The following is a 22,878-nucleotide window of genomic DNA, read 5'->3' on the forward strand; positions in this document are numbered from 1 at the left end:
CCGCATCCGCCGGGCATGGCCCGGCGCTACCCGCCTCGGTGGGTGCGGGGCTTGCCCCGCACGCTCTCACTCTTCAGGCGAAGGCGGATTGGACGCCAGCAGTTCCAGGTGCCGTTGCTCCATTTCCTGCCGCAGCTGGCGCCGGATCAGCGCGGCGGCCTGCCGGCGCTTCTCGTCCGAACTGGCGGGCTGCAGCGGGGGGACAGGCGTTGGCCGCCCCTCTTCGTCCACCGCCACCATGGTGAAGAAACAGCTGTTGGCGTGGCGCACGCTGCGCTTGAGGATGTCCTCGGCCACCACCTTGATGCCGATCTCCATCGACGAGGTGCCGGTGTAGTTCACCGAGGCCAGGAACGTCACCAGTTCGCCCACCGCGATCGGTTGGCGGAACATCACCTGGTCCACCGACAGGGTGACCACGTAGCTGCCGGCGTAGCGGCTGGCACAGGCATAGGCGACCTGGTCGAGCAGGCGCAGGATGGCGCCGCCGTGGACCTTGCCGGAGAAGTTGGCCATCTCCGGCGACATCAGCACGGTCATGGACAGCTGGTGGGTTTTGAGTTCGGTCGACATGCACCGATTGTATCGGCGTGGCGCAGCTCGTGTAGAGCCGAGCCCGTGCTCGGCTGCTCTCGGCGCAGGCAAAAGAAAGCCGAGCATGGGCTCGGCTCTACAGAAAGCAGAAGGGCCGCTTGCGCGGCCCTTCGTCTGTCTTACTTCAGCTTCGCATCGGCGCGCAGGGCGGCGGCACGATCGGTCTTCTCCCAGGAGAAGGCCGTGGCGTTGACCGTCTCGCCGGCACCGTTGAGGTAGCTGAACTCCTTCGGCTTGCGGCCGAAGTGGCCGTAGGCCGCAGTCTGCTGGTACATCGGGTGGATCAGGTCCAGCATCTTGATGATGCCGTACGGGCGCAGGTCGAAGTGCTTGCGGATCAGCTTCTCGATCTTGTCGTCGCTGATCTTGCCCGTGCCGAAGGTGGTGACCGAGATCGAGGTCGGCTCGGCCACGCCGATGGCGTAGGAGACCTGCACTTCGCAGCGGTCGGCCAGGCCGGCGGCGACCACGTTCTTGGCGACGTAGCGGGCAGCGTAGGCGGCCGAGCGGTCAACCTTGGACGGATCCTTGCCGGAGAACGCGCCGCCACCGTGACGGGCCCAGCCGCCGTAGGTGTCGACGATGATCTTGCGGCCGGTCAGGCCGCAGTCGCCCACCGGGCCGCCGATCTCGAACTTGCCGGTCGGGTTGATGTGGAACTTGGTGCCCTTGTGCAGCCACTTGGCCGGCAGCACCGGCTTGATGATCTCTTCGCGGACGGCCTCGATCAGGTCCTTCTGCTTGATGCCCGGGGCGTGCTGGGTGGACAGCACCACCGCGTCGATGGCGGCCACTTCGCCGTTCTCGTAGCGCAGGGTGACCTGGCTCTTGGCGTCCGGGCGCAGCCACGACAGCGGCGAGTTCTTCTTCTTGCGGATCTTGGCCTGCTGCTCGACCAGGCGGTGCGACAGGTGGATCGCGGCCGGCATGTAGCTGTCGGTCTCGTTGGTGGCGTAGCCGAACATCAGGCCCTGGTCGCCCGCGCCCATTTCTTCCGGCTTCTTGCGGTCCACGCCCTGGGCGATGTGCGGCGACTGCTTGCCGATCAGGTTCAGCACGCCGCAGGTGGCGCCGTCGAAGCCGACGTCGGAGCTGTCATAGCCGATGTCCAGGATGACTTTGCGGGTCAGCGCTTCGAGGTCGATCCAGGCGCTGGTGGTGATCTCACCGGCAACAATGGCCACACCGGTCTTGACCATGGTCTCGCAGGCCACGCGGGCGCGCTGGTCCTGGGTCAGGATCGCGTCCAGCACCGCGTCGGAGATCTGGTCGGCAATCTTGTCCGGATGGCCTTCGGAGACCGATTCGGAGGTGAACAGGTAGCTGGACATCAGGCTTAATATCCCTTGATTCGGATGGAAAGATGGGCGCGCATCATACACGGGGTGCGCCGCCTGTGCATTGTGAACCCGTACGGGTTGCCGGTGGTTAAGGTGACGTGCCCTCTGGCACAAGGCCTGGCGGGCGTCTGCAGGACACGGTGCGCAGGCAGTGTTCCACTGGCGTGACCATTGCCGCAAGGCCGTGTTGCGGGGGGAAGGGGCGGTTCCGGCGTTGCCGGAGCGGGGCCGGCCGTCATCGTTCTGCCCCGAAACCGCCATCTGCCTGCCGCGTGCCAGGCGCAGGCTGTCGGCCAATCCGGCCGCCGGGTATCAGTGAGCACGCCATGCAGGAACTCGAACAGCGTCTGCAGCAGCGCTTTCCGGAGTGGTTCCACGGCCGCCGCGGCCAGCTCGCGCGGCCACTGCTGCGCAGTGTCGGTCGCTGGTCGCGGCTGGACCGGGTGGAGGACTTCCTGCGGCGCAACGCGGACGTGCGCGGATTCGGCTTCGTGGCCGCCGGACTGGAGTTCCTGGACGGCCAGTACCAGGTGGATCCGGCCGCCCTGGCTCGCATTCCGTCCACGGGCCGTCTGCTGATCGTGGCCAATCATCCTTCCGGTGCACTCGACGCGCTGGCGCTGCTGGACGCGGTCGGCCGCATCCGCCGCGATGTGCGGATCGTGGCCAACGATCTGCTGGGCGCCATCGGCCCCCTGCAGGACCTGCTGCTGCCGGTCCGCATCCTCGGCGGCAAGGTCCAGCGCGGCAGCCTGCAGGCGGTGGAGCAGGCGCTGGCCGCCGAGCAGTGCGTGATCGTGTTTCCGGCCGGCGAGGTATCCCGGCTGTCGTTGCGCGGCATCCGTGATGGTCGCTGGCAGCGCGGGTTCGTCAGGTTCGCCCGGGCCGCCGGCGCCCCGGTGTTGCCGGTGAGGGTGGAGGCACGCAATTCGGCCCTGTTCTACGGCGCCTCGACCCTGTTCAAGCCAGCCGGCACCGCGCTGCTGGCGCGCGAGATGTTCGCGCGGCGTGGTCGGCCGCTGCGGTTGCGCGTCGGTGAACCGATGCAGCTGGGACAGGGCGACCCGGGCGAACAGCTGCTGGCGGTACGGCGCGCGGTGTATGCGCTGGGCCGCGACCTGCGCCCCGGCGAGACTGCCGGTGCCGGCCCCGAACCACTGGCCGCACCGGTGCCGCCGTCGCAGGTGGCGGCCGCCATCGCTGGCGCTGTCCGGCTCGGACAGACCGCCGACGGCAAGCAGATCCTGCTGGCCAGCTGCAGCGCCGACTCGCCGCTGCTGCTGGAACTGGGACGCCTGCGCGAGCTGACGTTCCGCCAGGTGGGCGAGGGTACCGGCCACAGCCGCGACCTGGACGCCTTCGATCCGCAGTACGAGCACATCGTGATCTGGGACGCTGCCGCGCAGCGCATCGCGGGCGCGTACCGCATCATGCGGGGCGCGCACGCGCTGGCCCGGCGCGGACTGGCAGGGCTCTACAGCGCGTCGCTGTTCCGCTATTCCGACGATGCCATCACCCATATCGCCGAGGGGCTGGAGCTGGGCCGCAGCTTCGTAGTGCCCGATTACTGGGGCAGCCGCAGCCTGGACTACCTGTGGCAGGGAATCGGCGCCTACCTGCAGTGCCGGCCCGGCATCCGCTACCTGTTCGGTGCGGTATCGATCAGTGCGGCGCTGCCGCGCGATGCGCGCGAGCAACTGGTGGCCTACTACCAGCGCTACTACGGCGGCATCGCCGGCCTGGCCGAGTCGAACCGGCCCTTCCAGTACTTCGCGGCACCGCCCAGTTTCGGTGAACTGGATGCGGGCGCAGCCTTCGATGTCCTGAAGGCCAACCTGGCCGCACTCGGGACCGGCGTGCCGACCCTGTACCGCCAGTACACCGACCTGTGCGAGCCCGGTGGCGCGCGCTTCCTTGCGTTCGGTGTCGACCCGGCGTTCAGCGACTCGATCGACGGTCTGATCGAGGTGGACCTGTGCGCGATCCGACCACACAAGCGCAAGCGCTACCTGCGTGATGCCGGAGCGCAGGCATGAGCGCGCTGGCGACGTTGTCGCCACACCGTCGCGCCGTGTTCGTCTCCGACGTGCATCTGGGGTCGCGCCATTGCCATGCGGCCGAACTGGCCGTGTTTCTCGCCCAGCTGCGCTGTGAACGGTTGTACCTGGTCGGTGACATCATCGACCTGTGGTGGATGGCGCATCACCGCGCCAACTGGCGGCAGTCGCACAGCGACGTCATCCAGGCGCTGCATGCACTGCGTCGCAACGGTACCGAGATCATCTACATCCCCGGCAATCACGATGCCTCGCTGCGCCATGTCTGCGGGCTGATGCTGCCGGCGATGCAGGTGCGCCGTCGCGCGATCCACGTGACCGCCGACGGGCGACGGTTGCTGGTCGCCCATGGCGACGACTACGACGGTGTCACCCATTTCGGCGGCCTGCAGGAAAAGTTCGGCGACTGGCTGTACTACCGCATCCTGACCGGCAACCAGGCGCTCAACGCGGTACGCCGCCGGCTGGGCATGCGCTACTGGTCGCTGTCGGAATTCCTCAAGAAGCGCAGTGGTGCGGCCGAGCGCTACATCGGGCGCTTCGTGCAGGCCGGGCTGGACGACGTGCGCCGGCGCGGCCTGGACGGCATCATCTGCGGGCACATCCACCGTGCGGCGCTGGTCGAGCGCGACGGCCTGGTCTACGCCAACGACGGCGACTGGGTGGAGAGCCTGACCGCGCTGGCCGAAGATCATGACGGCGCGCTGCGCCTGCTCGATCACCATGGGCGGACGCTGGTGGAGCTGCCCGGCGCAGCCCGGCGCGCGGCAGCTGCCTGAGCCCAGCGGCACCGGCCACCGTCCGGGCTCTGCTGTCGCCCGGCAAAGCCGTTAGCATCGGGCCATGGATTCCTTGACCCAGATCGTTCTCGGCGGCGCCGTAGCCGCTGCCATCGCCCCGCCCGGACATCGCCGCGCGGCCCTGCTGGCCGGTGCCGCACTGGGCACCTTGCCGGATCTGGATGCCTTGTGGCTGGGCTTCACTGCCGAGGATCCCGTAGCGGTGATGGTCGACCACCGCAGCTTCAGCCATTCGCTGCTGGTGTTGCCCTGGGTGGCGGCGTTGATCTGGTGGCTGTTCAAGCGCTACGGACGGGGGCGGGTGGCGCAGTCGCCGCTGCGCTGGTTCTGGGCCATCCAGCTGGCGCTGGTCACCCATCCGCTGCTGGATGCGCTCACCGTCTACGGCACCCAGCTGTGGTGGCCACTGCGGCCACACCCGACCATGGGCTCAAGTGTTTTCATCATCGATCCGGCGTACACGGTATGGCTGCTGCTGGGCTGCGTGGTGGCGTGGTTCGGGCGCGCGCGGCCGTGGGCCGGCAAGGTGCTCGGGCTCGCCCTGGTGCTCAGTACCGGCTACCTGGGATGGGGCCTGCTGGCCAAGGCTCAGGTCGACCGTGCCGCCCAGCAGAGCCTTGCGGCCATGGGGCTGGGCGATGCACCACGATTCTCGGTGCCGATGCCGTTCAACACCCTGCTGTGGCGGGTGGTGGCGATGACCCCGAACGGTTACGTGGTCGGCGATCGCTCGCTGGTGGCCGACCGCGGCCCGATGCAGTTCGAAGGCCACCCGTCCAATGTGCAGGCCCTGCGTGAAGCGCAGTCGATTCCGGCGGTTCAACGCCTGCAGTGGTTCAACCGTGGCTTCATGCGTGCGCAGATAGTGGACGGAATGCTGGTGCTGAGTGATCTGCGCATGGGCCTGGAGCCGGATTACACCTTCAACTTCGCGGTGGCACGGCAGGTCGATGGGCGCTGGCAGGCGATCGTGCCCGAGCAGCGGCGCACGGATTACAGCAGCCCAGCGGCGCGCGCCGATGTCGGCGTCAGGCTGGCCGCGATGTGGCAGCGGATCTGGCATGCGCCGGCAGCGACGGGCGCCACCGGCGGTGGTGCCCCGGTGCACGCGGGCGATTGATCGGCAGGCGGGGATGCTGTGCCGGCGTCAGGCCGGCGGTGCTGTGCGGTTGAGCTGGATCGAGCGATGCAGGACCTGGCGCGGCGCATTGGCGATGTCGAAGCCGACGAATGCCAGCAGGAACTGCAGACCTGAAATCAGCGAAACCATGACGATCATGAGCGTACCGACCGGCGTCGCAACCTCCGCCGATGCCGATGCGATCCAGTGGTACGCGCCGAACACGCCACCGAAGGCGAGCAGTCCCAGCCCGGCGATCAGCTCCAGCGAGGCGATGGTCAGGTCGCGCAGGAAATAGTTGTAACCCACGCGCTTGAGCGTGTTGCGCACGTGCTTGAAGGCGAACTCGCCCAGTACCCGGCTGATGCGCAGGTTGCTGGTCTCGTCGGCATAGCGCGCGTCCATCGCCACGTCCTGCACCACGGCACGCACCGTGTTGAGGCGGAACAGCATGTCGGTCTCGAAGAAGTAGCGGTCGCTGATCGCATCCAGGGGCAGGTGGCTGGCAACGCGGGCGTGGATGGCGGTGTAGCCGTTGGTCGGGTCGAACACCTGCCAGTAGCCGGACGACGCCTTGCTCATGAACGACAGCGCGAGGTTGCCGATCCGCCGCAACAGCGGCATGCAACGGATGTGGCTGAGGTTCCAGAAGCGGTTGCCCTTGGTGTAGTCGGCGTTGCCCTCGGCGATGGGAGCGACGAAGTCCATCAGCAGTGTGGGATCCATCTGGCCGTCGCCATCGACCTTCACCAGGATGTCCATGCCCTCGGCGATGGCCGCGCGGTAGCCGGTCTTGATCGCACCACCGACGCCGCGGTTCTGCGCATGGAACAGCACCCTGACCCGGGGATCGCGCGTGCTGTCCTGGACCATCCGGCCGCTGCCATCCGGGCAGGCATCATCAACGCAGTAGATCGCGGTGACCGCATCGTCGATCGCTGTGAGCACGCCGAGCACGTGGCGGGTCACCCGGTAGCAGGGAATGATGACGGCGATCTTCGGTGGCGTGGCCGGGCGCGCGTAGGCGTTCATCTGCATCGTCCTCAGGGCTGCGGCGGTGCCGGCGGCTGCGCGGGCGCGGCCAGCATCGCGGCTGCGGGCACTTCCACCAGGTCGGCGTACATCGAACGGGGTTCGGCGACGTCGCTGACCATCACATGGTGATAGCGGTTGAACGTGGTGTTGAAGCGGTCTTCGGGCATGTCCGGGAAGCGCGCGCGGAAGTACGCCAGCTGCGGGAAATACAGCGTGTGGTTGACTGCCGGGATACCGACGCCGGACAGCAGCGCACCGTAGCGCCCTTCCACCACCAGCGCTCCGTCCGCAGCCTGCCGTGCACCGCGCGCCTGCATCGACGCCAGCACGGCGCTGCGGTCCATGTCGAAGATCGGCCGGGCCGACTGCACCGGATTGAACAGCCCGTTGGTCAGCACGTTGCCGAGCGCGGCCACCGCCAGCACCAGCGCCACCGGATGCGCGGCGAACCGTGGGCGGCGCGCGGCGAAGGCCAGCACGCCCACGCACAGCAGTGGCCATGCATCGGCCGTGGCATGCAGCCGGCTGAAACTGCCCTGGCCGAAGGCAAACTTGAGCAGGCATCCCGCCAGCAGCAGGGCCGCGAGCAGCAGCAGGCGGCCGCGGCCCAGGCGCACCCCGCCGCGCACCAGCACGATCGCGCAGCCGATGTTCAGCAGCAGGCCCAATGCCAGCAACGCACGGGTGGGCGGCACCATCGACAGTCCGGTCAGCTGGCCGATCCGCAGCGGCACCGGCAGGAAGATCCAGCAGGCGACCAGCGCGATGCCGGCGGCCAGCACCCCCAGCGACAGCCGGTGGCCGCGCGCCCAGCGCAGCACCTGCGTCCAGTCGGCGAGGACGGCGGTGAACAGCGGCAGCAGGCTGCTGAACACTGCGATCTCGCAGGCGTTGGACGGCTCGAACGCAGGCAGCGGATAGAACCCGCGCGTCATCAGGTTGGGGAACCCGTGGGTGAGCAGCGCGACCGGGCTGACCCCGCCGCCGGCGCTCTCGCGCTGGCCGGGATAGACGGTGTTGCGGACGATCTCGATCGCTTCGTGGAAATAGCCCAGGAACGCCAGCAGCGCCAGGCCGCCGGCGACCGCCGCATCGAGCAGGCGTGCCACCGTCAGCGCATCGCGGCGGAAGGCCAGCACCAGCACGCCCATGGCCAGCAGCGCTGAAATGATGAAGGGCGGGTAGGCCACGGCCAGCAGCCAGACCACCAGTGCGTAGGCGCTGGCGAGGATGCGCAGCCAGCGGTTGTCGATCCGCAGCCAGGCCACGGCTACCCACGGGGCCAGCGCGAACGCGCCCCAGTTGGTCGTCCACCACACCTGCACGTAGGGCGAGAAGTACAGGGTCAGCGCGACCAGCACGGCCGCCAGTGGCGGAACCCGCAGCTGGCGCAGGAACAGCGCCCAGCCGCACAGGAACGCCATCGCCATGAACATGAAGAAGAACGAGTAGGCGTTGGCCGGTGGCAGGATGAAGAAGGCCCAGTGGTAAGGCTTGAACAGCAGGCCCCAGTCCAGCAGCGGAAGCGCCTGGAACGAGCGCAGCGTCTCGTGGTACGGCGAAAACGCGTTGGTCGCGCCGAAGTCATTGGCCACCGCGATCTGCACGTAAGGGGTGTAGACCATCCACTCGTCCATGCGGATGCCCCGCGCCTTTCCGAGCAGGGGCTCGATCGGCGCCAGCCCAAGGTACTGGCTGGCCATCGCATACGACGAGGGCGTCAGTGCAAATGCGACATACAGCAGGCACAGCACCGCCACGATGCCCAGGCACAGACGGGCCTGGCGGGAGTCGAGGCCATCCAGCAGGCCGCCTTCCCGGGCGGCGAGGGGCAGCGTGCTACCCGGAGTCGTTGCGCGTGCTGTCATCAGGAATCCCTTCAGGCGCGGAGCTCGGTGGTCCCGTTGCCGCACACGCGGAAGGGGCCGGGTCCAGCGCGCGCCCGTCCTCGACGCCAGCCCGCGACGATTCTAGCGGGTTGCCAGCCATGCGGCGCGTGGCACTGCCGCAGCGCAGCGGTGCAGGCGCCGGTCAATACACCGTCGCGCGGCCCTGCACGAACGAGAAGAAGAACACGGCATTGGGATCGTTCTGCACCAACCGGAACTCGCGACGCATGCCCTCCACCGTATCCTCGTCCACGGTGCCGGCCTGCAGCAGCTGCTCGGCGGCCGACAGCAGCAGCTGCTCCCAGAACGCGATCATCGTCTTGCGCCGCGCCGGCTCGCGGTTGTCCAGGTGGATCGTCTTGATCTCGGTATGCACATCGCGGAAACCACCGGCCAGCAGCAGGTTGCCGAGCTTGGCGCCGACGAAGGGATCGCCGCCGTGGTCGTACTGGAAATCATTGAACGCCATCCAGTAACGCCAGATGTGCGGCGAATACGGATCGAGCAGGAACGATGCGTTCATCACTTCGGTGATGTAGACCGGCGATCCCGGTGCGAGTACGCGGCGCACTTCGCTGAGCACGCGGGCCGGCGAAGGTACATGCTCCAGCACCCAGCACAGGAATGCCGAATCGAAGCTGCGTGCCTCGAATGGCAGCTCGCCTGCATCGGCCTGCTGCAGGGTGTAGCGATCGCTGCACCACGGCGTGCGCGCGAGGTTCTCGCGGGCGGTCGCCAGCTGCGTTTCGCTCAGGTCCACGCCGGTCACGTGCAGGTCCGGGAAGCGGCGCAGCAGGATCTCGGTCTGCGCGCCGACGCCGCTGCCGACTTCCAGCAGGCGTCGTGCGCTGCCGTAGTCGATCTGGCCGAAGATGCTCGATTCCAGCAGGCGGGCCTGGGTCATCAGGCGCTGCTGTTCGGTGCCGGAGAACCCGTGCAGGTAGGTGGGGGAGGAAATCGGCGGTGTCATGGTCGCGGGCTCGTGGTGCGTCGTGCAGGGTCGACTGCGGGGCGTGCGGGGTCAGGCAGCCGACGGCAGCGCCGGTTGTCCGGCGATCAGTCGGTCGAAGTACTCGGTGGTCAGCGTGATCTGGCTCTGCGGATCTTCGGCGCGGTTGACCACGGCGCGGAACGCCGCATTCTCGGGCCGGTCCTTGGCGTACCAGCCCAGGTGCTTGCGCGCGATGCGCACGCCCTGCGGCTCGCCGTAGAAGGCATGCAGGGCGTGCAGGTGGCCGAGCAGGATATCGCGCACTTCGGCCAGTGACGGCGGGGCCAGTTCCTCACCGGTGGCCAGGTAGTGCGCCACCTCGCGGAAGATCCACGGCCGGCCCTGCGCCGCGCGACCGATCATCACTGCGTCCACGCCGGTCTGCTGCAGGACGAAGGCGGCCTTGCGCGGCGAATCGATGTCTCCATTGGCGATCACCGGAATGCGCAGCGCTGCCTTGATCTCGCCGATCGTGGCGTACTCGGCCTGGCCGGTGTAGTGCTGGTCGCGGGTGCGGCCGTGCACGGCCAGGGCGGCGATGCCGCTGTCCTCGGCGATGCGCGCGATCAGCGGCCCATTGCGGTGGTCGCAGTCCCAGCCGGTGCGGATCTTCAGCGTGACCGGCACATCGACCGCGTTGACCACGGCAGCAAGGATGCGCGCCACCAGCGATTCGTCACGCATCAGCGCCGAACCGGCCCAGGCATTGCAGACCTTCTTGGCCGGGCAGCCCATGTTGATGTCGATGATCTGCGCACCATGGTCGACGTTGTAACGCGCCGCCTCGGCCAGCTGCTGCGGCTCGGTGCCGGCGATCTGCACGCTGATCGGTGCCGGTTCACCCTCATGGTCCATGCGGTGGATCGACTTGCGCGTGTTCCAGAAGCGCGGGTCGCTGATGGTCATCTCGGAGGCGGCCAGGCCCGCGCCCAGCCGTTTGCACAGCAGGCGGAACGGCTTGTCGGTGACGCCGGCCATGGGCGCCAGCACGACGTTGGGAGCAATGGTGTAGGGGCCGATCTGCATACGCCCATTGTAGGCCGCAGGCGGTCACATGGCCGGGTCGGCGACGCGCCGGTTCAGGCCGATCCGGACCGACCTCATGCCGTACGGGCATCAGCAGATGCTTGACGGTTGCTTCCGCCGCCCCCAGTGGCGGGTCATCGTGGGCGGCTGCGGCAGGGCTGCGTGCCCTGCATGGGCGCAGGCAGAAAAAGGCCCGGGCACCTGCGCGCCCGGGCCGGTTCATGCAGCTGCGGCGTGGACCTACCGGATTTCCACGTCGGCCGGGGTCAGCCGTGGCATCGCCGCTGCGGCGCCTTCCTTCTCGGTCGAGCGGCCCGCGAACTGGTTGGCGAAGCGCACATGGCGTGCGAACGGCGCCTCCGGCAGCTGGGCAAGGGAGGCGGCCAGCGCGCCGTTGAAGGCGTCGCCGGCACCGGTGGTATCGATCGCCTGCACCTGCTCGGCACCCACGCGGTAGTACGGCTGGGTGTCGCCGCGCAGGTTCTCATCGGCATGCGAAACGAACACGCCCACCGAGCCCAGGGTCACCACCACGGTACCGTTGCCGACCAGCTTGCGGCACAGCGCATGCAGGCTGGCACCATCCAGCGCGGCCACGTCGTTGGCATCCACGCGCTCGCCGACATGGCGGCCCAGCAGGGCGGCGAACTCGGTCTCGTTCGGGGTGATCACATCGGCCAGCTTGAGCAGGCCGATGGTCGAGGGGGCGTCGGCCGGTGCGGTGTTGAGCACGGTGGTGACACCGGCCTCGCGGGCGGCAGCCAGTGCCGCCTCGATGGTCTGCACCGGCGACTCCAGCTGCACCAGCACCACCCGGGCACCGGTCAGCAGCGCCTGTTGCTGCTGCAGGAAATCGGTGCTCAGGGCGGCATTGGCGCCCGGGCCGATCACGATGGTGTTACGACCCCGTGCATCGACATAGATGCCGGCGGTGCCGGTCGGTTCGCTGCTGGCTTCGGCGATCAGCGCGAAACCGTCCTGGCCGGCGAGGTCGCGGGCGGTGGCACCGCCGGCGTCATCACCCAGGGCGCACACGAAGTGGGTGTCGGCGCCCGCGCGGCATGCGGCCACGGCCTGGTTGAAGCCCTTGCCACCGGGGCCGGTGCTGTAGCGGCCGGCAATGGTCGCGCCCGGTGCCGGCAGCGACTCGCACCGCCACACGTGATCGACATTGAAGGAACCGACGACAACGACACTGCTGCTCATAGGGAATCTTTTCTCGAACTAGGGTTCAACTGAAATGCGTCAGCACGCCGGCGATGGTCGCCGTCATGAAGGTGGCGATGGTACCGCCCAGTACCGCGCGCAGGCCGAACTTGGCCAGGTCGTGGCGACGTTCCGGGGCCAGGCCACCGATGCCGCCGATCTGGATTGCGATCGAGCTGAAGTTGGCGAAGCCGCACAGCGCATAGGTGGCGATCAGGCGACCTTCGTTGGACAGGGTCACGCCGGCGACCTGGCCGTTCACGATCTGCGACAGCTCGGTATAGGCGACGAACTCGTTGATCACGACCTTCTGTCCGATCAGCGAACCCACGGTGGTGGCGTCGGCCCACGGAGTGCCGATCACCCAGGCGATCGGTGCCAGCAGGTAGCCGAAGATGGTCGACAGGTTGGTCGGCTTGCCGATCTGTGCGGCCAGGCCGGTCACTTCGCCGAGCCAGGTCAGCGGGGCGTTCAGCAGGGCGATCAGGGCGATGAAGGCCAGCAGCATCGCGCCGATGTTCAGCGCCAGCTTCAGGCCGTCGCCGGCGCCGGCCGCCGCCGCGTCGATGATGTTGCTGGAGGTCTTCTCCACTTCCATCTTCACCGTGCCGCGGGTCAGCGGGGTGCCGGTTTCCGGGATCAGCAGCTTGGCCACCACCAGCGTGGCCGGTGCGGCCATGATGCTGGCCGCCAGCAGATGCTTGGCGTAGAACGCCTGCTGGGTCGGGTCGCCCCCGCCGAGCATGCCCACGTAGGCCGCCAGCACGCCGCCAGCGATGTGGGCCATGCCACCGATCATCATGGTCAGCAGCTCGGACTGGGTCATCTTGGCGATGTACGGGCGCACGGTCAGCGGCGCCTCGGTCTGGCCAATGAAGACGCTGGCGCAGACGCTGGTGGTTTCGGCACCGGACACGCGCATCACCTTGGTGATCGCCCACGCCATCACCCGGACGATCGCCTGCATGACGTTCAGGTGGTACATCACGCCCATCAGCGCGGAGAAGAAGATGATGGTCGGCAGCACCTGGAAGGCGAAGATGAAGCCGTAGTTCTGGACGTCCATCAGCGAGCCGAAGATGAACTTCGAGCCCTCGTTGACGAAGCTCAGGACCTTCACGAAGCCGTGGCCGAGCGCATCGAACACGTCGCGGCCGCCGGGGACCAGGATCACCAGCGCCGCAAAGGCGATCTGCAGGGTGATGCCGGTGGCGACGAGCTTCCAGTCCACCGCGCGCTTGTTGTTGGAAAACAACCAGGTGATGCCGATCAGCACCGCCAACCCGAACAGGCCGAAGCCGATCCTGCCCAAACCTTCGACCATGTGAGTGACTCCCCTGGGGCGTCGCGAAAAACGGGAAGCCTAGTGCAGGGCAGGGGCCGGGGCAAGGAAAAGCAGCGTGCGCGCGGCCATCGGCACCGATCGGGCCAGCAACGGCAAGGGGTTGCGGTCGGCACGACGGGTAGAATGGGGCTCGATTCCGGCCCGGATGCGGGCCCGCAGCAGGAGATTCGCATGCACTACCGCCGCCTGGGCTCCACCGGCCTGCCGATATCCGCCCTGTCCTTCGGCGCCTGGGTGACCTTCGGTGACCAGATTCCGCGCGACGAGGCCCGCAACCTGGTTGCCGCGGCCTGGGACCATGGCATCAACTTCTTCGACAATGCCGAGGGGTATGCCAATGGCCGCGCCGAGCAGGTGATGGGCGATGTGATCGCCGACCTGCGCCTGCCGCGCGATGGGTTCTGCGTGTCCAGCAAGGTGTTCTTCGGCAGTGCCAAGGATCCGCGACCGACCCAGCGCGGCCTGTCGCGCAAGCACGTCACCGATGCCTGCCATGCCGCGCTCAAGCGCCTGCGGGTGGACTATCTGGACCTTTATTACTGCCACCGCCCGGATCCCGACGCGCCGATCGCCGAGACCGTGCACGCGATGGATACCCTGATACGGCAGGGCAAGGTGCTCTACTGGGGCACGTCCGAGTGGTCGGCGGCACAGATCCAGCAGGCGCTGGACATTGCCGCGCGACACAACCTGCAGGGGCCATCGATGGAGCAGCCGCAGTACAACCTGCTGCACCGCGAGCGGGTGGAAACCGAGTACGCCCCGCTGTACGCGGGGGCCGGCCTGGGCACCACCATCTTCTCGCCGTTGGCGTCCGGCCTGCTCAGTGGCAAGTACGACCGTGGCATTCCGGCCGACGCCCGGCTGGGCCGCGAGGGCATGGAGTGGCTGCAGGATCTGGTTCTGGGCGCCGATGCACAGGCACGCTTGGCCCAGGTCCGTCATTTCAGCGCGGTGGCACGCGAGCTTGGCCACGCCCCGGCCAGCGTGGCCATCGCCTGGTGCCTGCGCAATCCACAGGTGTCCAGCGTGATCCTGGGCGCCAGCCGGGTCGAGCAGCTGCTGCAGAACCTGCAGGCCCTGGAAGTGCTGGAGCAGATCGACGCCGCCGGCTGGGCCCGGATCGAAGCCGCCTTCGTCTGACCCGCAGCATTTTCCCGCCGGGGAGTCGAGCTGTGCTCGACCCCAGGGTCGCCGCCACCCACCATTCGATTCACAAAATCTATCGAATTTTGGATTTCGATCATTAATCTCATCAATCAAATTGAGAATGGTTGTTGATTGTCAACTGAGAATCATTATCATTTAACTCGTCCCTCGCACGAGTCCAGATGCTCATGAACGCTCAACCTGTACTGCTGCGCCCTGAAACACTGACCCTCCGCGATCGTCCGGTCCGCGTCGTTCCGCCGGAAGAGGTCATCGACAGCGAAGCCCTGCTCAAGGGCCGTCGTGAAATCCTGATCCAGCACGGCGATCGCTTCTATCGCCTGCGGCACACCAGCAACGACAAGCTGATCCTGACCAAGTAATGCGGCCTGGTCGCCCGCCTCCCTCCCTCCTGCCGGGCGCCGCCCGCAGGGTGGGCGACCCGACCGCTCCCGCTCTCTCCCCCTCGGTCTACCGCGTGCGCTCCGGCGTGCCGGTGGCCGGGGGTCCCCTGCCTGACCGAACGAACCCGATGACCCGCCATACCGCCCTTTGCCTTGCTGTCTGGATGGCGCTGCCGCTGTCCGCCCACGCTGCCACTGCCGCCAGCGCCGCGCCCGATGCGCGCGAATTCGATCGCGTGCAGGTCACCGCCACGCGCACCGAGCGCGCAGTGAGTGACGTCGCCGCGACGGTGGACGTGATCGACCGTGAGCAGATGGACCGGCACCTGGTCCAGGACATCAAGGATCTGCTGCGCTACGAGCCGGGCCTGTCGGTCAGCCGCAGCGCCGCGCGCTTCGGCCTGGGCAGCATCCGTATCCGTGGCCTGGACGGCAACCGTGTGCGGGTGCAGACCGATGGCATCGCGATGCCGACCAGCTTCAACATTGGTTCGTTCTCCAACGCCAACCGCAACTTCACCGATCTGGACACGCTCAAGCGCGTGGAGATCGTGCGCGGCCCGGCCAGCTCGCTGTACGGTTCCGATGCGCTGGGCGGCGTGGTCGCCTTCGTCACCAAGGATCCGGCCGATTACCTGAAGGATGGCAAGGACAGCTACGTCGGCCTGAAGTTCGGCTACGACGGTGAATGGAAGGGCCTGCTCGGCGGTGTCACCACGGCGTTCGGCGGCGAACACTGGAGCGGCATGGTCAACATCAACCATCGCCAGGGCCAGGAAACCGACAACAAGGGTGACGTGCGCAGCAACGACAACACCCGCACCGCCCCCAACCCGCAGGACCGCGACGGTCGCAGCGGCCTGGCCAAGCTGGTCTATGCACCGAGCGAGGACCAGCGCTTCCGCCTGACCGTGGAAGGCAACGAAGACAAGACCGAGACCAACGTGCTGTCTTCGATCGACCGTACCACCACCACCGGCATGAAGGCGCGCGACAAGCAGAACCGCACCCGCGTGTCGTTCGCGCATGAAATGGATGCGCTGGACAAAGGCTTCGCCGACAGCCTGCACTGGCAGCTGTATACCCAGCACAGCGAAACCACCCAGATCACCGATGAGGACCGTGCCAACCGCAGCCGTCGCCACCGCGAGTTCAACTTCGACCAGCGTGTGTACGGCCTGCAGGCGCAGTTCAACAAGGCCTTCAGCACCGGCAGCGTCGAGCACGCGCTGACCTATGGCTTCGAGGGTGCACGCACCGAGATCCGCCAGAAGCGCGATGGTTTCCAGGTACTGGCCAACGGCCAGACCAGCACCACCATCCTGCCCGATGCGTTCCCGGTACGCGATTTCCCGATCAGCAAGACCACCGAGCTGGGCCTGTATGCGCAGGATGAAATGCGCATGGCTGGCGGCAAGCTGTCGCTGGTGCCGGGCGTGCGCGTGGACCGCTACGAGCTGAAGCCGGAAGTGGACAACATCTTCGCCGAGGACAATCCCGGCGTGGCGGTGGCGAAGCTGACCAAGACCAGCGTCTCGCCCAAGCTTGGCATGGTCTATCGCTTCACCGACGAATGGTCGCTGTTTGCCGGTTACTCGCACGGCTTCCGCTCGCCGCCGTACAACGACGTCAATCTCGGCTTCACCAACTTCGCCTTCGGCTACACGGCCATTCCCAATCCGGACCTGAAGCCGGAAACCAGTGATGGCATGGAACTGGGCCTGCGCTTCCTGTCGCCGGCTGCCTACGTCAGCGTCAGCGGCTACTACAACGAGTACAAGGACTTCATCGAGTCGCAGTCGCTGGTCGGCACCAATGCGCAGGGCCTGATGGTGTTCCAGTCGCGCAACATCGCCGACGCCCGCATCTACGGCGCTGAACTGAAGGCCGGCGTCGACTTCGGCCAGATCAGCCCGACCCTGCAGGGCTGGGCACTGCGCAGTTCCGTGGCCTGGTCGCGCGGCGACAACAAGACCGAGGACACCCCGCTGGATTCGGTCGACCCGCTGCGCGGCACCGTCGGCCTGATGTACGACACCGATGCCTGGGGTGTCGAACTGGCCGGCACCTTCGTCAAGCGCAAGGACCGCGTCGCCTCGGAGACGGTGTACCGCCCGGCCGGCTATGGCGTGGCCGACCTGATGGCACATTGGAATTTCGCCCCCGGTGCGACCTTCAACGTAGGCGTGTTCAACCTGGGCGACAAACGCTACATCGATTGGTCCAACGTGGGTTCGACGCTGTCGCCGACCAGCCGCGTGCTGGATCGCTACACCAGCCCCGGTCGTACCTTCTCCGCCAGCCTTGCCGTTTCCTGGTGACCTCATGAGCCGAGCATTGTCCGCACGCAGGAATGACTCCATCGCCGCGCCGCACCGCGCGGCATGGCCGACCCCGGCACAGCTGGCCACGCTTGGCACCGTGTTGTGTCTCTACCACGCCGACGGCAACGAGCTTGGCGGCTGGCGCCAGGCGGTGCGCGTGCATGCCTGCCAGGGCGTGGACAGCGAGGGCCTGCGCGAAAGCCTGTGCTTCCTTGAAGGCCGTGGCCGCTGCGTGTGGCGCCTGTACCTGCTGCCGGACAGCGATTTCCTGGCCTGGGACCGGTTGGTGGCCGCGCTGCCGCCGGGCCCACAGCACGACAGCGACGGCAGTGTCGGTGAACGCCTGTGGCGGCGCCTGGCCGGTCATCTCGGCGGCCAGCGTTGGCGCCTGTGTGCGCTGCGCCTGCATGCCGCCGATGATGGCCGCACCCTGGCGGCCAGCCTGTCGACGCTGTCGACGCTGGGCGCGGCCACCGCACGCCGCATCGCGCGCCTGGAAGGCGCCGAGGGCGAGCTGGCCATCGACGACTGCTGCTGTGCCGACGCCGCGCGCCGGCCGGCACCACGGATTCCCGGCGACCTGCCGCTGATCCGCCTCTGATCTGTTCCGGATGGAACGCCCGACGGCCACGGATGGCCTCTCAACGAACCTGCAACCCCGAAGGAAGATCCCGATGAAATTCCAGACAGCCAGCGTCCTGCTGTTGCTCGCCGGCAGCGGCGTGGCCAGCGCGCAGCCCTCCGACATCGCCCGCGACCACGACAGCATCCTGGCCATGCAGGGCGAGTACACCGTGGATTTCGCCTTCGACGAAACCGTGCTGCTGAAGCCGGGCTACGAGCGCGCGCCGGCGATGCGCAGCGGCGGCAATGAAATGGTCATCGTGGTCGAGGACACCCCGAAGCGCATCGTGCTGCAACACCTGCTGCTGGACGAGAAGAGCGGCCACATCACCAAGCACTGGCGCCAGGACTGGGTCTACGAGGCCCCGAACCGCTTCGAGTTCAGTGCCGACCAGACCTGGCGGGTGCGCAGCATCCCGGCGGCGGTGAACCAGGGCGCCTGGACCCAGTGCGTGTATGAAGTGAGCGATGCACCGCGCTACTGCGGCACCGGCAAATGGACCTACACCAACAACGTGCCGAGCTGGACCAGCGACCTGAGCTGGCGCCCGCTGCCGCGCCGTGAGTACACCAAGCGCAGCGACTACAACGCGCTGGCGGTGGTCAACCGCCACACCCTGACCCCGAACGGCTGGACCCACGAGCAGTTCAACACCAAGGTGCAGCGCAACACCGACGGCAGCCAGGTGGAGATCGCGCGTGAGTTCGGCTTCAACGACTACGTGAAGACCACCGAGATCGACTTCACCCCGGCGCGCGACTACTGGAAGGCCACCGCCGGCTACTGGGCCAAGGTCCGCCAGCGCTGGGACGGTTTCCTGACCCGGGCTCCGGGCGTGCACCTGAAGACCAAGCTGGATGGGATGGCGATGATCATTCCGCTGTTCACCCAGGCGCAGGACCTGCAGGACGGCAAGCAGGTGAAGGACGCGCAGATCGACGAAGTGTTCGCCAGGTACGTGGAAAAGGCCCAGTAGGGTCGAGCCATGCTCGAGGCCACAGCCGGATCCACGCATGGCGTGGATCTACCGCAAGGAAGGGTGCCGGGCTTGCCCGGCACGCCTTCCGGGGCGCGCCTGCGTCAGGCTTCGCGCAGGGCCAGGGCGGGCGGGGTATGCAGGATGCGCCGGGTGCCCCACCAGCCCGCCAGCAGGCTCAGCCCGATGCCGACCACGCCGCCCAGCAGCAGGCCCGGCCACGGCGGCAGCAGCGGCAGTTCGAACACCTTCTGCGACACCACCAGCCCGATCACGGCCGTGGCGCCCACCGCCAGCAGCGCGGCGAGCGTGCCCAGTGCTCCGAACTCGACCAGTACCGCACCGCGCAGCTGGCGCCGGGTCGCGCCCAGCGTGCGCAGTACCGCGCTGTCGTAGCGGCGCTCGCCGGCCGTGGCCTGCAGGGCAGCCAGCAGGACCAGCACGCCGGCCAGCAGGCTGAACACCATCACCAGCTGCACCGCCTGCGCCACCCGTTCCATCACGTCGCGCACCTGCGAGATCACCGCATCCACGTCCAGCAGCGACAGGTTCGGCTGTGCACGCACCAGTTCGCCCAGCCCGGCTGCCTGGCCGGCCGGCAGGTGGAACGCCGACAGCAGGTTGTGCGGGGTGTCGCCCACGGCGTTCGGATTCAACAGCACGAAGAAGTTCGGCCGGAACGTGTTCCAGTCCGCCTTGCGCACGCTGGTCACGGTGAACTCGCGCTGCTGCTCGCCCACGGAAATGCCGATACGGTCGCCGGTCGAGACGCCGTAGCGTTTGGCCCAGCCGGTTTCCACCGAGGCTTCAGGCACAGTGCTGTCCGCCTTCCAGAAGTGGCCCTCAAGCAGCGTATTGGCCGGCGGGAAGGTGCTGCGCCAGCTGAAGTTCAGTGGCCGGTTCTCGTCGTCGTCCTCGCGCGGGCCGTCTTCCCGTCCCTGGCCACCCTGCACCTGGTCCACGCGCACCGGCGGCTTGCCGTTGATCGCGATCAGGCGGCCGGTGGCCATCGGTTCGATGCTGGCATCGGCAGCACCCAGCGCGCGCAGTGCCGCCAGCACGCCGTCGCGTTGTTCGGGCTGGATGTTGATCAGGAAGTAGTTCGGCGTGTCCTCCGGCAGGCGCTCGCGCCACTGCTGCAGCAGCCCCGGCCCGGTCACGGCCAGCAGCAGCAGCGCGCACAGCGACAGCGACAGGCCCACCAGCTGCATCACCGCCAGCATCCGGCGGCGGGTCAGGGCGGCCAGGCCCAGTCGCCAGTTGCCGTGCAGGCGGTGCTGCAGGCTGCGCAGCACCTGCAGCAGCACGAAGCCGCCCAGGCCCGCCGCTGCGGCGAGAGCGGCCAGGCCACCCAGCACCCACAGGGCCAGCTTCAGGTCGCCGGTCACCTGCACGGCCAGCACCAGGCTGGCCAGCAGGGCGGCGACGTAGGCCAGCAGCGAGGCGGGCGGCAGTGCAGCGAAGGAGCGGTTGAGTACGCGCATCGGCGGCACTCCGCGCAGGCGCAGCAGCGGCGGCAGGCCGAAGCCGAACAGCAGCAACAGGCCGATGCCTGCACCGGTCAGCGCCGGTGTTGCCTGTGGCAGCGGCAGGCGCTGCGGTATCAGGCTGCCCAGCACCTGTACCAGGCTTTCCTGCGCGGCCATGCCCAGTCCAATGCCGAGCAGGCAGGCCGGAACGGCCAGCATCAGCAGCTGCAGTGCCAGGCCCAGCAGGATGTCGCGCTGGCGTGCTCCCAGGCAACGCAGGATCGCCACCTGGTCGATGCGGCGCAGGGCGAAGCGGTTGGCGGCCAGCGCGGTGGCGACGCCGGCCAGCAGCACCGCCAGCAGCGCGCTCAGGCCGAGGAAGCGCCCGGCCAGATCGAACGCCTGGCGCACGCCGCGCTGGGTGTCATCCACGCTGAGCAGGCGCATGCCCTTCACCTGTGGCTGCAGCCATTGCCGGAACGCAGCGATCCGGTCGGCCGGCCCGGCGAACATCAGCCGGTAGCTGATGCGGCTGCCGGGACCGAGCAGGCCGGTGCCGTCGACATCAGCGCGATTGACCAGCAACGTCGGCGACAGCGTGAGGAGGTCGCCGCCGGCATCCGGTTCGGCCTCGATGATGCCGGCGATGCGCAGCGTACCGGCGCCGAACTCGAGGTCATCGCCGGCCTTCAACCCCAGCGCCTGCAGCAGGCGGGGATCGGCATAGGCCTGGCCCTGCGGCGGCATGCCGGCATCGTCGATCAGCGCACCACCGGGCGTGCTGCGTACCTGCAGCGTCCCCCGCAGCGGATAGCCGGCCTGTACCGCCTTGATGCTGGCCATCTGGCTGGCATCGCCCTGGAACAGCACGGTGCCGAAACTGGCCATGCGGGTGGATGCCAGTCCCCGCTGCCTGGCCTCTTCGGCGAAGGCGGCCGGCGGGTCGTCACGCCCGGCGACGCCGAGGTCGCCGCCGAGCATCTCCGCAGCGCTGCTGGTGAGTGCCAGGTTGACCCGGTTCACCAGCGTGCCGACCGCGGTCATCACCGCCACGCCCAGTACCAGCGCGGCGAACACGGTCAGCAGGTCGCCGGCCAGGGCTTCGCGGCGCAGCGCGCGCCACGCATGCCGCAGCAGGTTCATGCGCGGGCCTCGTGCGCGACCGCCTGCAGGCGGCCGTTGTCTATGCGGTGGATGTGCTGGCAGCGCTGGGCCAGGCGCAGATCGTGGGTGACCAGCACCAGCGTGGTGCCGCTGCCGGCGTTGAGCTCGAACAGCAGGTCGCTGATGTGCTGGCCGGTGCTCTGGTCCAGCGAGCCGGTCGGCTCGTCGGCGAACAGGATGCGCGGCCGGGTGACGAAGGCACGCGCCAATGCCACGCGCTGCTGTTCGCCGCCGGACAGCTGGCGCGGGTAATGGCGGGCGCGATGGGCCAGCCCGACCTGGTCCAGCACGGCGTCCACCCGCGCGCGATCCTCGCGCCCGCCCAGCTCCAGCGGCAGGGCGACGTTCTCGGCGGCGGTCAGCGCCGGCAGCAGGTGGAAGCTCTGGAAGACGAAGCCGACCTCGCGCGCACGCAGCTGCGCGCGGGCTTCCTCATCCAGGCTGGACAGGTCGTGCCCGGCCAGAGCGATGCGACCGCGGCTGGGCAGGTCCAGCCCGGCGAGCAGGCCGAGCAGGGTGGTCTTGCCGGAGCCGGAGGCGCCGACGATGGCCACGCTGGTGCCTTCATGGACCGTCAAAGTGATGTTGTCCAGTATGTGGACTTCACCCTCCGGGCCATGCACGGATTTGCCGACCTGGTCGACGGCGATGGCGACGGGCGCGCTGCGGGGGGACAGGCTGTCGATGAGGAGACTCCAATGCGCAAGACGGGATGGAGCCGGCGAGCCGGCATGATGATGGTGCTGTTGCTAGGGTTCCTGCTGTTGCCCGGGCTGGCCTGTGCCAAAGGTCCGGCCGGTACCGTCCTGGTGCTCGGCGACAGCCTCAGTGCTGCCCACAATATCCCTGCCGATGCCGGCTGGGTCAGCCTGCTGCAGCAGCGGGTCAGGCAGCAGTCGAAAACGCCGGCGCGGATCGTCAACGCCAGCATGAGCGGCGAGACCACCGCCGGCGCCCTGACCCGGCTGCCGGGCCTGCTGGCGAAGGAGAAGCCGGACGTGGTGGTGATCGCTCTGGGGGGCAACGACGCCCTGCGCGGGCTGACCCCGGCGCAGGTGCAGGGCAATCTGGAAAAGATGGTGCAGGCCAGCCAGAAGGCGGGCGCCAAGGTGCTGCTGCTGGGCATCGATGTGCCACCGAATTACGGCCCGGCGTACCGCCAGCGGCTGGCGGCCGCCTACCGCGCGCTGGCCGACCGCTACGCTGTGCCGCTGCTGCCGTTCCTGCTGGAGGGGGTGGCCCTGCAGCCGGGGATGATGCAGGCCGACGGTCTGCACCCCACCGCCCAGGCCCAGCCGAAGGTGCTCGACAACGTCTGGCCCCTGCTCAAGCCGCTGCTCTGAGCAGCAGATCGGACCTCTTGA

General features: G+C 68.1%; 19 protein-coding genes. 9 read left to right on the top strand and 10 right to left on the bottom strand.

What is annotated here, in order from left to right; translation table 11 throughout:
* Nucleotides 1-66 precede the first annotated feature (66 nt).
* Both N5J29_RS14555 and metK read right to left on the bottom strand, forming a co-directional pair.
* A complete protein-coding gene (locus tag N5J29_RS14555) occupies nt 67-573 on the bottom strand; it encodes an acyl-CoA thioesterase (RefSeq protein WP_053516435.1) in 507 nt (168 codons plus the stop codon).
* 140 nt (nt 574-713) lie between these two features.
* Complete coding sequence (gene metK, locus N5J29_RS14560) at nt 714-1,925, bottom strand: methionine adenosyltransferase (protein WP_053516433.1); 1,212 nt, start codon at nt 1,923-1,925, stop codon at nt 714-716.
* Nucleotides 1,926-2,260: 335 nt separating this feature from the next.
* Between metK and N5J29_RS14565 the strand changes: the two genes are divergently transcribed.
* The 3 genes from N5J29_RS14565 (at nt 2,261) to N5J29_RS14575 (ending at nt 5,911) form a co-directional block, all read left to right on the top strand.
* Nucleotides 2,261-3,970 carry a lysophospholipid acyltransferase family protein gene (locus tag N5J29_RS14565; protein ID WP_164151664.1) on the top strand — a complete coding sequence of 570 codons (1,710 nt, stop codon included), beginning with the start codon at nt 2,261-2,263 and terminating at the stop codon, nt 3,968-3,970.
* On the top strand, nt 3,967-4,770 hold the full coding sequence (locus N5J29_RS14570; RefSeq protein WP_164151662.1) for a UDP-2,3-diacylglucosamine diphosphatase: 804 nt from the start codon (nt 3,967-3,969) through the stop codon (nt 4,768-4,770). Before N5J29_RS14565 ends, N5J29_RS14570 begins: the two co-directional genes overlap by 4 nt.
* A gap of 64 nt (nt 4,771-4,834) precedes the next feature.
* On the top strand, nt 4,835-5,911 hold the full coding sequence (locus N5J29_RS14575) for a metal-dependent hydrolase (protein ID WP_164151660.1): 1,077 nt from the start codon (nt 4,835-4,837) through the stop codon (nt 5,909-5,911).
* A gap of 27 nt (nt 5,912-5,938) precedes the next feature.
* Here N5J29_RS14575 and N5J29_RS14580 read toward each other — a convergent pair whose 3' ends face one another.
* The 6 genes from N5J29_RS14580 to N5J29_RS14605 form a co-directional block, all read right to left on the bottom strand.
* Complete coding sequence (locus N5J29_RS14580; RefSeq protein WP_164151658.1) at nt 5,939-6,943, bottom strand: glycosyltransferase; 1,005 nt, start codon at nt 6,941-6,943, stop codon at nt 5,939-5,941.
* 11 nt (nt 6,944-6,954) lie between these two features.
* Nucleotides 6,955-8,814: a hypothetical protein gene (locus N5J29_RS14585; RefSeq protein ID WP_164151656.1), complete on the bottom strand. Its 1,860-nt coding sequence runs from the start codon at nt 8,812-8,814 to the stop codon at nt 6,955-6,957.
* A 163-nt stretch (nt 8,815-8,977) separates the two neighbouring features.
* Nucleotides 8,978-9,805, bottom strand: coding sequence for a methyltransferase domain-containing protein (locus tag N5J29_RS14590; protein ID WP_053516428.1), 828 nt, complete (start codon nt 9,803-9,805; stop codon nt 8,978-8,980).
* A gap of 51 nt (nt 9,806-9,856) precedes the next feature.
* Nucleotides 9,857-10,852, bottom strand: coding sequence for a tRNA dihydrouridine synthase DusB (gene dusB / locus N5J29_RS14595; protein WP_053516426.1), 996 nt, complete (start codon nt 10,850-10,852; stop codon nt 9,857-9,859).
* Nucleotides 10,853-11,092: 240 nt separating this feature from the next.
* Entirely contained in the window at nt 11,093-12,058 is a 966-nt protein-coding gene (locus N5J29_RS14600) for a ribokinase (RefSeq protein WP_053516425.1), read from the bottom strand.
* Between the two features lie 25 nt (nt 12,059-12,083).
* Nucleotides 12,084-13,382 carry a nucleoside transporter C-terminal domain-containing protein gene (locus tag N5J29_RS14605; RefSeq protein ID WP_053516424.1) on the bottom strand — a complete coding sequence of 433 codons (1,299 nt, stop codon included), beginning with the start codon at nt 13,380-13,382 and terminating at the stop codon, nt 12,084-12,086.
* A 192-nt stretch (nt 13,383-13,574) separates the two neighbouring features.
* Between N5J29_RS14605 and N5J29_RS14610 the strand changes: the two genes are divergently transcribed.
* The 5 genes from N5J29_RS14610 to N5J29_RS14630 all read left to right on the top strand — a co-directional run bounded on the left by N5J29_RS14610 (nt 13,575) and on the right by N5J29_RS14630 (nt 18,881).
* A complete protein-coding gene (locus tag N5J29_RS14610; protein ID WP_053516475.1) occupies nt 13,575-14,546 on the top strand; it encodes an aldo/keto reductase in 972 nt (323 codons plus the stop codon).
* A 194-nt stretch (nt 14,547-14,740) separates the two neighbouring features.
* Nucleotides 14,741-14,935: a hemin uptake protein HemP gene (locus N5J29_RS14615; protein WP_005412278.1), complete on the top strand. Its 195-nt coding sequence runs from the start codon at nt 14,741-14,743 to the stop codon at nt 14,933-14,935.
* A gap of 149 nt (nt 14,936-15,084) precedes the next feature.
* Nucleotides 15,085-17,277 (top strand): TonB-dependent hemoglobin/transferrin/lactoferrin family receptor, encoded by a 2,193-nt coding sequence (locus N5J29_RS14620; protein WP_279924465.1) that lies wholly within the window; start codon nt 15,085-15,087, stop codon nt 17,275-17,277.
* Between the two features lie 4 nt (nt 17,278-17,281).
* Nucleotides 17,282-17,881, top strand: a complete 600-nt coding sequence (locus N5J29_RS14625) for a Hemin transport protein (protein ID WP_164151653.1) — start codon at nt 17,282-17,284, stop codon at nt 17,879-17,881.
* 73 nt (nt 17,882-17,954) lie between these two features.
* A complete protein-coding gene (locus tag N5J29_RS14630; protein ID WP_164151650.1) occupies nt 17,955-18,881 on the top strand; it encodes a DUF6607 family protein in 927 nt (308 codons plus the stop codon).
* A gap of 104 nt (nt 18,882-18,985) precedes the next feature.
* Here the strand turns inward: N5J29_RS14630 and N5J29_RS14635 are convergent, their stop codons facing one another.
* Both N5J29_RS14635 and N5J29_RS14640 read right to left on the bottom strand, forming a co-directional pair.
* Nucleotides 18,986-21,493, bottom strand: a complete 2,508-nt coding sequence (locus N5J29_RS14635) for an FtsX-like permease family protein (RefSeq protein ID WP_164151648.1) — start codon at nt 21,491-21,493, stop codon at nt 18,986-18,988.
* Nucleotides 21,490-22,137 (bottom strand): ATP-binding cassette domain-containing protein, encoded by a 648-nt coding sequence (locus N5J29_RS14640; RefSeq protein WP_111186297.1) that lies wholly within the window; start codon nt 22,135-22,137, stop codon nt 21,490-21,492. The genes N5J29_RS14635 and N5J29_RS14640 overlap by 4 nt, the downstream gene beginning before the upstream one ends.
* A gap of 75 nt (nt 22,138-22,212) precedes the next feature.
* Here N5J29_RS14640 and N5J29_RS14645 point away from each other — a divergent pair, with 75 nt between their 5' ends.
* Nucleotides 22,213-22,857, top strand: coding sequence for an arylesterase (locus N5J29_RS14645; RefSeq protein ID WP_053516417.1), 645 nt, complete (start codon nt 22,213-22,215; stop codon nt 22,855-22,857).
* Nucleotides 22,858-22,878 lie beyond the last annotated feature (21 nt).

Source organism: Stenotrophomonas sp. GD03680 (assembly GCF_029844625.1).
Lineage (GTDB): Bacteria > Pseudomonadota > Gammaproteobacteria > Xanthomonadales > Xanthomonadaceae > Stenotrophomonas > Stenotrophomonas maltophilia_P.